12 protein-coding genes and 1 tRNA gene are annotated in these 15,268 nt (G+C 38.7%); 2 read left to right on the top strand and 11 right to left on the bottom strand.

Features of this window, described 5'->3' with window-relative positions; genetic code table 11:
* Window positions 1-16: 16 nt before the first annotated feature.
* From truB to J3U37_RS02045, 11 genes are all read right to left on the bottom strand, one after another.
* Window positions 17-919 (bottom strand): tRNA pseudouridine(55) synthase TruB, encoded by a 903-nt coding sequence (truB, locus tag J3U37_RS02095; protein WP_267329794.1) that lies wholly within the window; start codon window positions 917-919, stop codon window positions 17-19.
* Window positions 920-990: 71 nt separating this feature from the next.
* Entirely contained in the window at window positions 991-1,368 is a 378-nt protein-coding gene (gene rbfA / locus J3U37_RS02090) for a 30S ribosome-binding factor RbfA (protein WP_220217796.1), read from the bottom strand.
* A 66-nt stretch (window positions 1,369-1,434) separates the two neighbouring features.
* The gene (gene infB / locus J3U37_RS02085; RefSeq protein WP_220217797.1) at window positions 1,435-4,095 is read right to left on the bottom strand and encodes a translation initiation factor IF-2; all 2,661 of its coding nucleotides are present in this window, start codon (window positions 4,093-4,095) and stop codon (window positions 1,435-1,437) included.
* A gap of 17 nt (window positions 4,096-4,112) precedes the next feature.
* Window positions 4,113-5,588, bottom strand: a complete 1,476-nt coding sequence (gene nusA / locus J3U37_RS02080) for a transcription termination factor NusA (RefSeq protein ID WP_267329793.1) — start codon at window positions 5,586-5,588, stop codon at window positions 4,113-4,115.
* Window positions 5,589-5,604: 16 nt separating this feature from the next.
* Window positions 5,605-6,066: a ribosome maturation factor RimP gene (gene rimP / locus J3U37_RS02075; RefSeq protein ID WP_220217799.1), complete on the bottom strand. Its 462-nt coding sequence runs from the start codon at window positions 6,064-6,066 to the stop codon at window positions 5,605-5,607.
* Between the two features lie 189 nt (window positions 6,067-6,255).
* Window positions 6,256-6,332, bottom strand: a tRNA-Met gene (locus tag J3U37_RS02070).
* Window positions 6,333-6,539: 207 nt separating this feature from the next.
* Window positions 6,540-7,346: a tryptophan synthase subunit alpha gene (trpA, locus tag J3U37_RS02065; RefSeq protein WP_267373084.1), complete on the bottom strand. Its 807-nt coding sequence runs from the start codon at window positions 7,344-7,346 to the stop codon at window positions 6,540-6,542.
* Window positions 7,343-8,536: a tryptophan synthase subunit beta gene (gene trpB, locus J3U37_RS02060; protein ID WP_255556117.1), complete on the bottom strand. Its 1,194-nt coding sequence runs from the start codon at window positions 8,534-8,536 to the stop codon at window positions 7,343-7,345. The genes trpA and trpB overlap by 4 nt, the downstream gene beginning before the upstream one ends.
* 13 nt (window positions 8,537-8,549) lie before the next feature.
* Window positions 8,550-9,941, bottom strand: a complete 1,392-nt coding sequence (gene trpCF / locus J3U37_RS02055; RefSeq protein WP_294951942.1) for a bifunctional indole-3-glycerol-phosphate synthase TrpC/phosphoribosylanthranilate isomerase TrpF — start codon at window positions 9,939-9,941, stop codon at window positions 8,550-8,552.
* Between the two features lie 14 nt (window positions 9,942-9,955).
* On the bottom strand, window positions 9,956-11,587 hold the full coding sequence (gene trpD, locus J3U37_RS02050) for a bifunctional anthranilate synthase glutamate amidotransferase component TrpG/anthranilate phosphoribosyltransferase TrpD (protein ID WP_267335219.1): 1,632 nt from the start codon (window positions 11,585-11,587) through the stop codon (window positions 9,956-9,958).
* Window positions 11,587-13,149: an anthranilate synthase component 1 gene (locus J3U37_RS02045; RefSeq protein WP_267373083.1), complete on the bottom strand. Its 1,563-nt coding sequence runs from the start codon at window positions 13,147-13,149 to the stop codon at window positions 11,587-11,589. The genes trpD and J3U37_RS02045 overlap by 1 nt, the downstream gene beginning before the upstream one ends.
* 634 nt (window positions 13,150-13,783) lie before the next feature.
* On the opposite strand from J3U37_RS02045, the gene J3U37_RS02040 reads away from it, so the two are divergent.
* Entirely contained in the window at window positions 13,784-14,686 is a 903-nt protein-coding gene (locus J3U37_RS02040; RefSeq protein WP_294832873.1) for an SPFH domain-containing protein, read from the top strand.
* A 101-nt stretch (window positions 14,687-14,787) separates the two neighbouring features.
* On the top strand, window positions 14,788-15,249 hold the full coding sequence (locus J3U37_RS02035; protein WP_220217806.1) for an NfeD family protein: 462 nt from the start codon (window positions 14,788-14,790) through the stop codon (window positions 15,247-15,249).
* The last annotated feature ends 19 nt before the right edge of the window (window positions 15,250-15,268 follow it).

Raw genomic sequence — 15,268 nt, 5'->3', positions numbered from 1 at the left:
TAAACAGCTTAAGAAACTAAGATGTCGATATTAACCGTTTTGGAGACAATTTATTGAACTGCCAAATACCGGCACCAATAAAATGATTGTCTTGATAAATCCTCACCAATGTTTCAACTGACGTATTATTATCTATAATAATAGTTCGACCGAGTAATATATCACTCCCTTGCGCAGCGTTTAATGTAATCTTAGGGCGATCTTGCAATGGGCTATCAACTGGCAAGAGTAATTGATCTTTGTCGACTATATTTTCCAGTGCCTCGAGTGTCACCATTTTATCAAGAGGGTAATTAGAAACTTGTAATCGTCTTAAATAAATCACATGTGCACCACAGCCGAGTAATTCACCTAAATCATCAATAATCGTTCGAATATAAGTCCCTTTAGAGCAATGTATTTCTAACGTTAACTGGTTAGTCGTTGCGTCAAATTCAATAAATTGATTTTCATAAACCGTAATAGGCCTTGCTTCACGTTCAATCACAATGCCTTGGCGAGCATATTCATAAAGCGGTTTACCTTGATACTTCAAAGCTGAAAACATCGTCGGAACTTGTAGAATATCACCACGAAAATGAGTCAGCGCCTGTTCGATTTGTGCTTGATCGATTAACACCGGTTTAGTACAAATAATCTGCCCGTCAGCATCAGATGTATCAGTTCGTTCACCTAATTTAGCAATGACTTTATAACGTTTATCTGAATCTAATAGATATTGAGAAAATTTAGTTGCTTCACCAAAACAGATCGGCAACATGCCAGTTGCTAAAGGATCGAGTGCACCAGTATGCCCGGCTTTTTTAGCATTCAACAGTCGTTTCACTTTTTGCAAAGCATCGTTCGATGTCATACCTTGCGATTTGTCTAACAATAAAACGCCGTGAAGATCACGGCGAGTGTTTTTTATATTTTTCATGTTATTTTTATACTGAAACGTATAGTAAATCTGAAATCTTTTGACAAAATTCAGATTCTATACTTTAACGGTTAATCTTTATGACGTTCATTGTCTTGTTTGATCACATCAGATACCAAATTCGACATCTGCATACCTTTAACAAGTGATTCATCATAAAAAAACTTAATCTCAGGAATAATTCGTAAACGCATTGCTTTGCCAATTAATGACCGAATGTATCCTTTAGCATCATTTAGAACCTTTAAACCTTGCTCAATAACCTGCGGATCGTCATCATTCAAAAAAGTCACAAAAATCTTAGCATAGGAGAGATCACGAGAGATATCTACGCCAGATACAGTTACCATACCTAAACGAGGATCTTTGATTTCTCGTTGAAGAATAATTGCAATCTCTTTTTGCAATTCATGTCCTACCCGAGATGAGCGATTAAAAGTTTTTGCCATATCTATATTCCTTAAAATATGAATAAGCAAGGCGTAAACCTTGCTTATAACATGATAGCGTAATGATTAAATCGTACGCTTGATTTCGATAGTTTCAAATACTTCGATAGTATCGCCAACACGAACATCGTTATAGTTACGTACCCCAATACCACATTCCATACCATTACGGACTTCATTGACATCATCTTTAAAGCGACGTAGTGACTCAAGTTCGCCTTCATAGATAACCACGTTGTCACGTAATACACGAATAGGGTTATGACGTTTAACGACACCTTCAGTTACCATACAACCAGCAATCGCACCAAATTTAGGTGATTTAAACACATCACGCACTTCAGCAAGACCAATAATTTCTTGTTTGTATTCTGGCGCAAGCATACCGCTCATTGCTTGTTTCACTTCGTCAATCAAATCATAAATAACAGAGTAATAACGAAGATCCAAGTTTTCAGATTCAACAACTTTACGTGCTGATGCATCGGCACGAACGTTAAATCCTAAAATAATGGCGTTTGATGCAGCAGCAAGTGATGCGTCGGTTTCGGTGATCCCACCTACGCCTGAACCAATAATTTTAACTTTAACTTCATCGGTTGAAAGTTTAAGTAATGAATCAGAAATCGCTTCAACTGAGCCTTGAACGTCGGCTTTAAGTACGATGTTAAGCTCAGAAACGTCACCTTCGGTCATGTTAGTAAACATGTTTTCCAGTTTCGCTTTTTGTTGGCGAGCTAATTTAACATCACGGAATTTACCTTGACGATAAAGGGCAACTTCACGTGCTTTTTTCTCATCACGAACAACAGTTGCTTCATCACCGGCAGACGGTACACCAGATAGACCTAGTATTTCAACAGGAATAGATGGTCCAGCTTCGGTAACTTCTTTACCTAGTTCATTACGCATTGCACGAATACGTCCATATTCAAATCCACAAAGAACAATATCACCTTTGCGTAACGTACCGGATTGAACAAGCACCGTTGCCACAGAACCACGACCTTTATCAAGGAAAGATTCGATTACAACACCACTTGCCATACCCGATTCGTATGCAGTTAGCTCAAGAACTTCGGCTTGCAATAAGATTGCTTCAAGTAACTGGTCAATACCTGTTCCAGCTTTAGCCGAAACATGGACAAATTGCGTATCGCCGCCCCAATCTTCTGACATAACGCCATATTGAGCAAGTTCCCCTTTTACTCTTTCCGGATCAGCTTCAGGCTTATCAATTTTGTTTACGGCAACAACGATAGGTACATTGGCAGCTTTCGCATGTTGAATAGCCTCAATAGTTTGTGGCATCACACCATCGTCAGCAGCGACAACTAATACCACAATATCGGTTGCTTTTGCACCACGAGCACGCATTGAAGTAAATGCGGCATGGCCTGGTGTATCTAAAAATGTAATTTCGCCATTGGCTGTTTTAACATGATAAGCACCAATGTGCTGGGTAATACCACCAGCTTCGCCAGATGCCACTTTAGCTTTTCGAATATAGTCAAGCAATGAGGTCTTACCATGGTCTACGTGACCCATAATAGTCACAACCGGCGCACGAGATACTTTTTCAGCACCTGTATCGCGATCGCTCATCAGTGATTCTTCAAGCTCATTTTCACGACGCAGAACCACTTTATGTCCCATTTCTTCCGCAACTAATTGTGCGGTTTCTTGATCAATAACTTGATTGATAGTTGCCATAGCACCCATTTTCATCATAGTTTTGATCACTTCTGAACCTTTCACGGCCATTTTGTTAGCAAGTTCAGCAACGGTAATGGTTTCACCAATAATGACATCACGATTGACAGCTTGAACGGGTTTATTAAAGCCTTGTTGTAAAGTGCTTTTCCCTTTCTTTTTATTATTACCACGAGTAACAGCACGAGCTTCTTCACGCTCAGCTTTGCCTTCAGATAATTTACTGCCTTTTTTCTGTTTAGTTTGCTTGGTATTGCGACCACGGCCACGAGCACTTTCAACTTCGCGATCGGTATCATCTTCTGCCGCACGTGCATATTTAGAAGTGGTGACATGATAATCTTCTTCATCACCATTATCACTTTCCTCAACATCGCTATATTGCTCAGCTAATTTACGTGCTTCTTCAGCCATACGTTTAGCTTCTTCTTCGAGCTTACGACGATTTTCTTCCTCGGCTTTACGTTTGATTTCGTTCGCTTCGGCTTCTAAACGTGCTTTTTCTTCTTGTGCTTTTTTCACTTTCGGATCAATTGGCTGTTCTTGTGCTACTTTCGCTTTTTGTTCCTGACTGCGTTTTTTAGCTTCTGCTTCTTCACGCTTTTTCGCCTCTTGTGCGGCTAGCTTTTCTTTTTCTTCAGCTTCTTTGCGTGCTTTTAATTCCGCTTCTTGTTTTGCTTTTTGTTCAGCTTCAAGGCGAGCCTTTTCTTGCTCGGCGGCAAGTTCAGCAGGGTCACGTTTAACAAAAGTGCGTTTTTTACGTACTTCTACTTTAATTTCTTTACTCTTTCCACCGCCACTTGACACATTCAAAGTGGAATGCGTTTTACGTTGCAACGTTAATTTAGTTGGGCCTTGCTGAGGATTTAAGTGCGCAAGCAAAGCCTCTTTTTCCTTTTGAGTAACAGTATCAGATGCAGTTTTTTTCATCCCTGCATCGGCAAACTGTTGCAAAAGTGTTTGCACTGGAGTATTTATTTCTTGAGCCAGTGTTTCGATTGATACTTTGGTCATGTATTACTTTCCCTCAATTATTCATTTGCAAACCAACAAATATTACGTGCAGCCATAATAAAATCGCCAGCTTGTTTGCTTGTTAAACCTTCAATATCAGCAAGATCATCTGTACCTTGTTCAGCTAAATCTTCCAACGTAATAACATCATGTTGGGCTAATTGATAGGCTAATTCTTGTGTCATACCTGGTAGATCTAATAAATCTTGAGCAGGTCTTTTATCACCACTATGAGCAAGCGCAATAGTTGTTAGTGCATCTTTTGCTCGGTTTCTTAATGCTTCAACCAGCTCTTCATCAAGTTCTTCAATTTCAAGTAACTCATCAACTGGCACATAAGCAAGTTCTTCTAACGAGGTAAAGCCTTCTTCTACTAAAAGTTGGGCTAAACCTTCGTCAATATCTAAATGTTTCATTAAATTACTGATAGCGGCAAACGATTCTGCATGATGTTTTTCTTGCAAATCTTCGGTGCTCATCACATTTAATGTCCAACCGGTAAGTTGTGAAGCTAAACGAATGTTTTGACCATTACGACCAATGGCTTGAGGTAATGTATCAGCATTGACTGCAACATCCATGGTATGTTTATCTTCATCAACAACGATAGACACAACATCAGCAGGTGCCATAGCATTAATGACATACTGTGCCGGGTTATCATCCCATAAAACAATATCGATACGCTCACCACCAAACTCATTTGATACCGCTTGAACACGTGCACCACGCATCCCAACACAAGCACCAACTGGGTCGATACGGCGATCATTGCTGCTAACAGCGATTTTAGCGCGCGAACCAGGATCACGTGCCACACCTTTAATATCGATCATCTCTTCGCCAATTTCTGGCACTTCGATGCGGAAAAGTTCTTCCATCATTTGAGGATTAGAACGGCTCACACAAAGTTGGGCTGGCTTATTATCTTGTTCAACAAGATATAAAATACCTCGAACACGGTCACCAATTCGGAAATTTTCACGTGGTAACATATCATGACGTGACATCATAGCATCAGCATTGTTACCTAAATCAAGAATAACGCTATCGCGATTTGTCTTTTTAACTATACCTGTAACAATATCACCAATTCGATTTCTGAACATGTCAATTACCATTGCACGTTCAGCTTCACGGACTTTTTGTACGATGACTTGTTTAGCCGTTTGCGTTGTTATACGGTCAAATGCTACAGACTCAATTTGTTCCTGCACATAGTCACCAACTTGCACTGTTGGGTCTTCATACTGCGCAGCTTCGAGTGTCATTTCTTTAGTCGGTTGTGTGACTTCATTAACCACTTGCCAACGGCGAAACGTGTCATAATCACCTGTTTTGTGATCAATTTTAACAACAACATCAATATCTACCGCATGTTTCTTTTTGGTTGCTGTCGCTAATGCTGTCTCTAGCGCTTCAAAAATTTTGTCTCGCGTTAGTGCTTTTTCATTTGATACCGCTTCAACAACAGCTAAAATTTCTTTATTCATCCTTTACACCCGTACTCTATTTAAGGTTAAAATTCGGTACAATATTTGCTTTTTGAATATTACTAAAAGCAAATACTTCATCACTACCATCCACGGTCAATGTAATCATTTCATTTTCGATAGACTTAATTCGTCCTTTCCACTTACGACGATTTGCAACTGCAATACGCAAACTAACCGTGATTTCTTCGCCGATAAAACGTTGATAATGTTCAATTGTAAACAGTGGTCTATCCATACCCGGCGATGACACTTCAAGATTGTAGGCATCTTTGATAGGATCTTCGACATCAAGTACTGCGCTAATTTGTCGACTAACATCAGCACAATCATCAACAGTAATACCATTTTCACTATCAATATAAACTCGTAACACTGGGTAACGGCCACGAATGTATTCAATACCGACCAGTTCAAAACCAAGTGCATTGACTGGTTCTTGAATGATATCGGTCAATTGCTGTTCTATATTAGCCAAACAAACCTCCACTGCAGAAAATAAAAAAGGGCATAAAGCCCAACATTCCTTTTAAACTTACGCTTAAATTATTACATACAAAAAAGCCTCGACAAGCGAGGCTACATTCAAAACAAACTATAATGAAGCCACTTGATATGAACTTTCAGACAATAATAGGATAGTTAATATATGAATGAAAATTTAAAGTGGTTGCGGGGGCTGGATTTGAACCAACGACCTTCGGGTTATGAGCCCGACGAGCTACCAAGCTGCTCCACCCCGCGATAGATGGCTGAAGATTATACTGTATTTTCCAAAAAATGCAACCCAAAATCACAGTGATTTTGGTAATTACGCTTAAACTAAGTGAAAAATAGCACCCCAAATTTTGTTGCTATTTTAACCATAACTGAACAATATCTGAATCTCATTATGGGTGCTATTTTCCACTTTTCAAGTCAGCAGGCATAGCTGACCAATTCGCTAAAAAACTACTGAGCGGTTGCCATTTTCATACTTTTAACAAAATGGGCTAACTCATCAAGCATTTTTTCAGGATTATCTAAGTTTTTCTCAATTAGTTTTACAGTAGCTGAGCCGGCAATGGCGCCGGCTGCACCGGATTGAATCGCTTCGCTTACTTGACTAGGATCGGAGATACCAAATCCTTGTATAGCCGGCGGTGCATTAAATTCACCCAATTTTTTTAATAAATGGGTGAGCGGTTTATTGGCTCTGTTTTCTGTTCCGGTCACACCAGCACGAGATACTAAATAAGTATAACCCTTACCTTGTTGGGCAATTTTTTTCATGACTTCATCATCAGCATTCGGTGGACAGATAAATATTGGGGCAATGCCATGTTTTTCTGCATACTGAGTGAATTCTGAAGCATATTCCACTGGTAAATCAGCAATTAAAACTGAGTCGACACCTGCTTGGGCGCATTTGGCATAGAAGTTATCAATGCCTTGTTTGAAAACTAAATTTGCATAAATCAATAGCCCGATAGGAATATCGGCATTATCTTTTCTGATTTGAGTTAACATAGCAAAACATTTATCCACAGTGATTCCACCATGAAAAGCCCGAATATTGGCATTTTGAATGGTTGGTCCATCGGCCATAGGATCAGAAAATGGTATTCCTAGTTCCAACGCATCCGCGCCGGCATCGATTAGAGTCTGTATAATTTTTAATGAAAGCTCAGGATTAGGATCGCCAACTGGCACAAAAGGAACAAATGCACCTCTTTTATCTTGTTTTAATTTATCAAATAGTTTTTGATAACGGTTCATTCGACTTCTCCTTTTGCTTTTAAAATATCATAAACAGTAAAGATATCTTTATCCCCTCGACCAGAGAGATTTACAATCAATAATTGCTCTTTGTTTGGATTTTCTTTGATCATCTTAAGTGCATAAGCTAATGCATGAGACGATTCTAACGCCGGAATAATACCTTCACTACGTGATAATGCTTTGAAAGCATCTAAAGCTTCATCATCAGTAATCGACACATAATCTGCTCGACCAATACTATCTAAATAAGCATGCTGTGGCCCGACAGAAGGAAAATCCAACCCGGCTGAAATCGAGTATGATTCTTCAATTTGCCCTTCATCTGTTTGCATCATTGGGGATTTCATTCCAAAGTAGATCCCCAGTTTTCCATGTTTTAACGATGCACCATGCTCACCACTTTCAATACCATGACCACCCGGCTCTACACCAATTAATCTGACCGATTTATCTTCGATAAAATTCGCAAACATGCCTATAGCATTCGAGCCACCGCCAACACAAGCAATAACCGCATCAGGTAACCGCCCTTCTTTTTCAAGGATTTGCTGTTTTGCTTCACGGCTAATCATTTGCTGAAATTCACGTACAATAGTTGGGAAAGGGTGTGGGCCTGCGGCAGTACCTAACATATAGTGTGCTTTTTCGTAGCTGCCAGACCAGTCACGCAAAGCCTCATTACAGGCATCTTTTAACGTCGCTGAGCCAGTTTCAACCGGAATCACTGTCGCCCCCATTAATCGCATTCTAAACACATTAGGCGCTTGACGTTTTACATCTTTTGCACCCATGTAAATTCGACACTTTAAGCCCAGTAAAGCACAAGCCAAAGCTGAAGCCACGCCATGTTGTCCTGCGCCCGTTTCGGCAATAATTTCCGTTTTTCCCATTCTTTTAGCCAGTAACGCCTGCCCTAAAACTTGATTTGTTTTATGCGCCCCACCATGCACCAGATCTTCTCGCTTTAAATAAAGTTTAGTTTTACTGCCGGCAGTTAAATTTTTACATAAGGTCAGTGCAGTAGGCCGACCGGCATAATTTACTAAAAGATCATTAAACTCTTTTTGGAAACCGGGATCATTAATTGCTGATATAAAGGCATCCTCAAGTTGCTCAAGCACTGGCATTAATATTTGGGGAACATATTGCCCACCAAATTCACCAAAGTAAGGATTTAATTTAGACATAACCATTCCTTTTTTAATTTAATTTAATTTGTTCAAATACGGCTGTAATTTTTTGTTTGTCTTTAATGCCGGGTGACGCTTCTACACCAGAGTTAAGATCAACACCAATGACATTTGTTGCTAAGGCAGATTTTATATTTTGAGGATTAATGCCACCAGCTAAAATCACATTATCTAAATTGTGACCATTTAACAAAGACCAATCAAAACACTCACCTGTTCCACCCGCACCATTATCAAAAATATAGCGACTCACCAAAGGATTATGATGCTGAGGAATCACGCTACTAATGCTTATTGCCTGCCAAATTTGGCACGATTGAGGCAGTTGTTGGCGTAAAGCTTGTAGATAGTTATCATCTTCACCACCATGCAACTGAACAGCATAAAGCGATAACTGCTGGGCTATTTGGCTAACTTGACTAACGCTCTCGTTTTTAAAAACCCCAACCCAATTAAGTGGTGCTGCTGCAATGACAGAACGAGCTTTGATTGGTGAAATATAGCGTGGTGATGTAGGTGCAAAAATTAAACCACCATATACCGCACCCGACTGATAAGCAGCTACAGCATCTTCAGCTCGGGTTAAACCGCATACTTTATTTTCACCAAACATTACTTTTCTAATCGCTAATGTTAAATTTGATTCAGACATTAAGGCACTACCAATCAAAAAACCATGGGCATAGGCACTTAATTCCTTGACTTGATTATGCGTGTAAATACCCGATTCGCTGATAATAATACGATCATCAGGAATAGTTTTAGCGAGAGTTTTTACCCGATTTAGATCAACACTCAAATCACGCAAATTCCGATTATTGATTCCAATCACCTTAGCACCAAGCGCAATTGCCCGTTCGACCTCTTGTTCGCAACTCGCCTCAGTTAATATCCCCATATTGAGTTGATGCGCAATTTCACTTAAATAACGATACTCATCATCAGATAAAACTGACAACATTAATAAAATTGCATCGGCTTGATAATGACGGGCTAAATAGATTTGGTATTCATCGATAATAAAGTCTTTACAAAGAACGGGTTGAGTAACTTCATTGCGGACTATTGGCAAAAACTCAAAACTACCCTGAAAATATTTTTCATCTGTTAGCACCGAAATAGCCGAAGCATAATCTTTATAAACTTTAGCAATATTAGCGGGATCAAAATCATCACGAATCAATCCTTTAGACGGCGACGCTTTTTTGCACTCTAAAATAAACACGGTTTTAGGCTGGCTTAATGCTTGATAAAAATCACGATCGCTCGGTTTTATAGCCGATTTAAATGTTTCTAACGGCTTTATTGCTTGTTGCTCGGTTAACCATGCCTGCTTATCATCGATGATCTTTTTTAATACCGTCGCCATTTCAACATTTTTGGTCAATGCTGCAATTGCCATAACACTCTCCCTTCCTATCTCGCCGCTAATTGTTGTAAAAGCGAATAAGCCTTGCCACTACGCATCATATCAATGGCCTGTTTAGCGTTTTGTTTTAAATCTGTTTGACCAAACAAGCTCATTAACATTGCGACATTAGCTGCAATAGCCGCTTCGTGAGCTGGTTTGCCGTGTCCTTGTAAAATTGCAATTAACATATCACGATTCATCTCTGGAGTGCCACCTTCAATATCTTTTAAGGCATACGTATTGAGTCCAAAATCTTGTGGCGTCAACGTAAAATAACGGATTTCACCATTTTTAACTTCGGCAACTTGAGTCTCACCATGAATAGCAACCTCGTCCATACCTGCGCCATGAACCACATAAGCATGAGTATAACCTAGCATTTTTAACGTTTCGGCAATCGGTTTAATCAAATCCGGATGATAAACACCTAATAAAATACGTTTTGGTCTGGACGGATTAATCAACGGTCCCAATACATTAAAGATTGTTCTTGTTTTTAACTGTTGGCGAACTGGGGCTGCATGGCGAAAACCGGTGTGATATTGTTGCGCAAATAAGAAACAGACACCAAGCTCATCTAACGCCTTGCGTGACGCTTCGGCTGGCATATTTAATTTAATCCCTAAAGCCGATAAGACATCTGATGAACCGGATTTACTCGATACCCCACGATTACCATGTTTTGCCACTTTATAGCCTAAGGCAGCGGCAACAAAAGCGCTGGCTGTTGAAATATTAATACTATTAGTTCCGTCACCGCCAGTTCCCACTATATCGGTAAAATCATAATCCGGAATATCGAAACTATCAGCATTTTCAAGTAATGCTTGAGCTGCTCCCGCTATCTCATCGGGTTTTTCACCACGAACTTTCATACTAATCACTGCGGTGGCAAGTACTGTAGGCTCAATTTTCCCTTGAATAATCAGATTAAACAGCATTTTACTCTCTTCTTGAGTTAATACTTGTCCTAAATACAATTTATTAAGGATTGGTTGAATATTGTATTCTTGTTTATCAACTATCGCTTCTTGTTTTGGTTGTACTTGAGGTTGTGGCGGATTAAGTGCCCATTCAATCGTCTGTTCTAATAGTTTTACACCTTGAATAGTTAAAATTGATTCGGGATGAAACTGAAAACCGCAAACTCGGTCTTGATCGTTACGTACAGCCATAACAATATTATTGCAAAGGGCATTAATCGTTAATGTTTTAGGAATATTTTCCCCTTTTAATGAATGATAACGAGCAACCGGTAATGGGTTAGGTAACCCTTTAAACATTGCTTGTTCATCGTGTTCTATCAGCGAAGCTTTACCATGCAAAATATCACCAGCAGGCACGATAGTACCACCGTAAGACTCAACAATGGCTTGATGACCTAGACAAATACCAATGATTGGTAACTGCCCTTTTAAACGTTTAAGCAGTTCTGGCATACAGCCTGCTTCGCTGGGCGCACCAGGTCCAGGGGATAACATTAAAATAGGGTTATGCATTTGAGATAATTTTTCGATAATGACATCGGCAGGTATCGTATTACGATAAATCGTCACACAATGTTTGCTATTACGTAATTGATCGACTAAGTTATAAGTGAATGAATCCACATTATCAATAAATAAAATATTAGCCATTAAAATACTCCTTCTACATTATGTGCTGCCATAATTGCTCGCACGACTGCACGTGCTTTGTTACGGGACTCATCGGACTCTAATTGAGGTTCAGAATCTAAAACCACACCAACCCCAGCTTGAACGGTTGCAATTCCGTTTTCAACATAGGCACTTCGAATAACAATACAAGTATCAAGATCGCCATTAGCGGTAAAATAACCTACAGCACCGGCATAACTCCCTCGTTTAACTTTCTCCAATTCAGCTATCAACTGCATTGCCCGAACTTTTGGAGCACCGGTCAAAGTTCCCATATTCATCGTAGCTCTATAAGCATGTAAGGCATCTAAATCATGACGCAGTTGACCCACAACTCTTGACACTAAGTGCATAACAAAAGAGTAACGGTCTACTTTTAATAGTTCCTTGGTGTAACGCGTGCCGGGCTGGCAAATTCTCGCTAAATCGTTCCGTGCTAAATCAACTAACATTAAATGTTCAGCCAGTTCTTTTTTATCTGTTCGCATTTCCAGCTCTAATCGACTATCAAGATCATGATCGACTTCGCCGTTCTGTTTTAAGCCTCGAGGGCGAGTACCGGCAGTTGGATAGATTTCAACTTGATTAGTCGCCTTAGTATATTTAAGTGCACTTTCAGGAGATGCACCAAATAACACAAAATCCTTATCTTGCATATAGAACATATAAGGACTTGGGTTACTGGCTTTTAAAACTTGATAAGCCGATAATGGTGCCGGACAAGGTAATGAAAAACGTCTGGATGGCACGGCCTGAAAGATTTCACCTTGCTCAATCGCATCCTGCATTTTTTTAACCGCTGTATTGAAATCGTCATCACTTTTATTACACATTACTTTAACATTTGCCAGTGATTGGGTCTTAATCGGTTTAACGGGTTGTTTTAATATTGACTGTAATTCGGAAAATCTATCAGTTAATCGGGAAATTTCTTTGTCATCAGAAGTAAATGCGGTAGCTTTGAAAATTGATACATGGGATTGGTGATTAATTTCTAATAGGGTTTCTGCTAAGTAAAAGCAGAAATCTTCACAATGTTGTTCCGTTGGTAAAATCGGTAAGTTTTCAAAACCTGCAACTAAGTCATAACTAAATAGGCCTCCAACAAAAACGGCATCGGCATGGCTGTGTTGTGGAATTTTAACCAGATTTAGCAAAGCCCGTAATGCATCAAAAATGGATTGTGATTTTAAGCGAGAATCCTCATCTTGCAGATCATCTACAGCAGGAAAAACCAACGTTAATTTTTGGGGAGTAACAAGCTTTTGTTCGACACTATCTGAAAAAGTATTTTGCAATAAAGGCAACAGTTTTTCACCATTGGTTGTCAATGCCTCAAAAGTCACTTCGTTATTTAACGCCGATATGCGCATCGCACTATCGACAATCATCACACTTTTAATACCTTGCTTGTTATCAATTTCCGCTGATTCTAACAACAATGTTGCTGGTCGATTATCACATAATTGATTAAACACTTGAGTCGGATCTTTTAGATAATCAATAGTCTTGGTTATCTGGGTTAACGTTGGCTTATTCATTGTTGACTCTCCTATTATGCAAATTTTTATTTAGAATTTATTTTTTAACTTATCAGAAACTAAAAAACCCGCAGTTAGCGGGTTTAAGAAAAAACAATAATTCATCACATCACCCGCAAAAAAGTAATGCGCCACCAATCAAAGCTAGTGAACATACGGGTAGTTAAGCGTAAATATTGTGTTTTCATTTTAGTTATCAGTTTTAAATAAATTTTGTACTATTAAACTAGTTCATTAGTTTATTGTCAAGAGGATATTTTGTGTGCAGCATAAAAATTAACTTTAATCGATTTAACTAACCAAATGATATAGTCAAAGACACTCGTTAAAAGTCGTGCTTTGCTAATAAAAATTATCTTGTTTCAACAAGGCTTAAGGAGGTCTAACGTTAGTTAGGCACAATGGTATAACCTTTGACAGATATTTCAATCGATTACACGATAAAGCCGCTTTAACTTTATTGGTTTATTTTTATTAGTAGATGAATAATTTTATGCCAATCAAACGTTAATTTAACAGATTATTAAAAATATACTTACATTGTTAATTAAAACTAGTCAAATAGGGTAAGAACGATTAGAATGACTCACTTACTAAACCAACCATAAATTTTGAGAGATTTAGATATATGCCAATGTTTTATATTCTTATCGGTATCATTGTTTTACTTGCAGTTGTAACAGTACTAAAAGCCATTACTATCGTTCCACAAGGTTTTCAATATACTATTGAACGTTTTGGAAAATATACGCACACTCTAGAACCTGGTTTAAATATTATTATTCCATTTATGGATGGTGTGGGTCGTAAAATTAATATGATGGAACAAGTACTTGATATTCCGTCGCAAGAAGTTATCTCTAAAGATAATGCCAACGTACAAATTGATGCAGTGTGCTTTATACAAGTTCAAGAAGCAGCCAGAGCAGCTTATCAAGTTAACCAATTAGAGCGCGCAGTAATAAACTTAATGATGACTAACATTCGTACCGTTCTTGGTAGTATGGAGCTGGATGAAATGTTATCACAACGTGATCATATTAACTCAAAATTATTGAGTATTGTTGATGACGCAACAAGCCCTTGGGGAATTAAAATTACTCGTATTGAGATTCGAGATGTTCGCCCGCCAGCTGAGCTAATCGCTGCCATGAATGCGCAGATGAAAGCTGAACGTAATAAACGTGCGGAAATTCTTGAAGCAGAAGGTGTTCGTCAAGCAGCAATTTTACGTTCTGAAGGTGAAAAACAATCAGAAATATTAAAAGCTGAAGGTGAAAGACAAGCTGCATTTTTACAAGCTGAAGCCCGTGAACGTGCTGCTGAAGCTGAAGCGAAAGCAACTCAAATGGTTTCTGAAGCGATTGCCGCAGGTAATATCAATGCAATTAATTACTTTGTTGCACAAAAATATACCGAAGCGCTACAAAATATCGGCTCATCAGATAATAGTAAAGTTATCATGATGCCACTCGATGCAGCAAGCTTAATGGGTAGCATTGGCGGCATTGCTGAACTTATCAAAAATACTAAATAATTATCGTAAGATTTAGAAAATCTATCTCCTTGACATCATTGACTTGATGTAAGGAGATAATTATTAGTTTTTAATCAAATAAGTCTTGTAGGAAATCGATCATGACAGATTTTGCACTAATTATCTATAATTCACCTCATTGGGTATTTTTTATTTTAGGCGGTATTTTGTTGATCGCTGAATTACTTTGCTCTGGCGGATATTTACTTTGGAGCGGTATTGCAGCCATCATCGTTGGTTTAATCGCATGGTGTTTACCTCTTTCTTGGCCTATCCTTTGGATTTTATTCTCTATTTTTACTTTAGTTTCAGCTTATATTTGGTGGGGTTGGCTCAAAAAGAAGGGACAGGATAAATCGAGTAAAGGTGAGATTAATCAACCACAACAAGACTTAATTGGTACTAAAACCGTTGTTACAAAAGCCATTGTTAATGGTTCTGGTCGAGTTAAAATAAAAGACGGTACATGGTCAGCTACCTGTGATAAAGATTTACCAGTAGGACAAGTCGTGATTGTGACTTCAGTGGATGGAATAACATTAAATGTTGAACCTATCCTTTAAAAGGTTTCAATATTTAATC

It is taken from the genome of Gilliamella sp. B3172 (assembly GCF_026536465.1).
GTDB lineage: Bacteria > Pseudomonadota > Gammaproteobacteria > Enterobacterales > Orbaceae > Gilliamella.
Note: the sequence above shows the minus strand (reverse complement) of the source record. Positions and strands in the feature narration are given on the sequence as shown.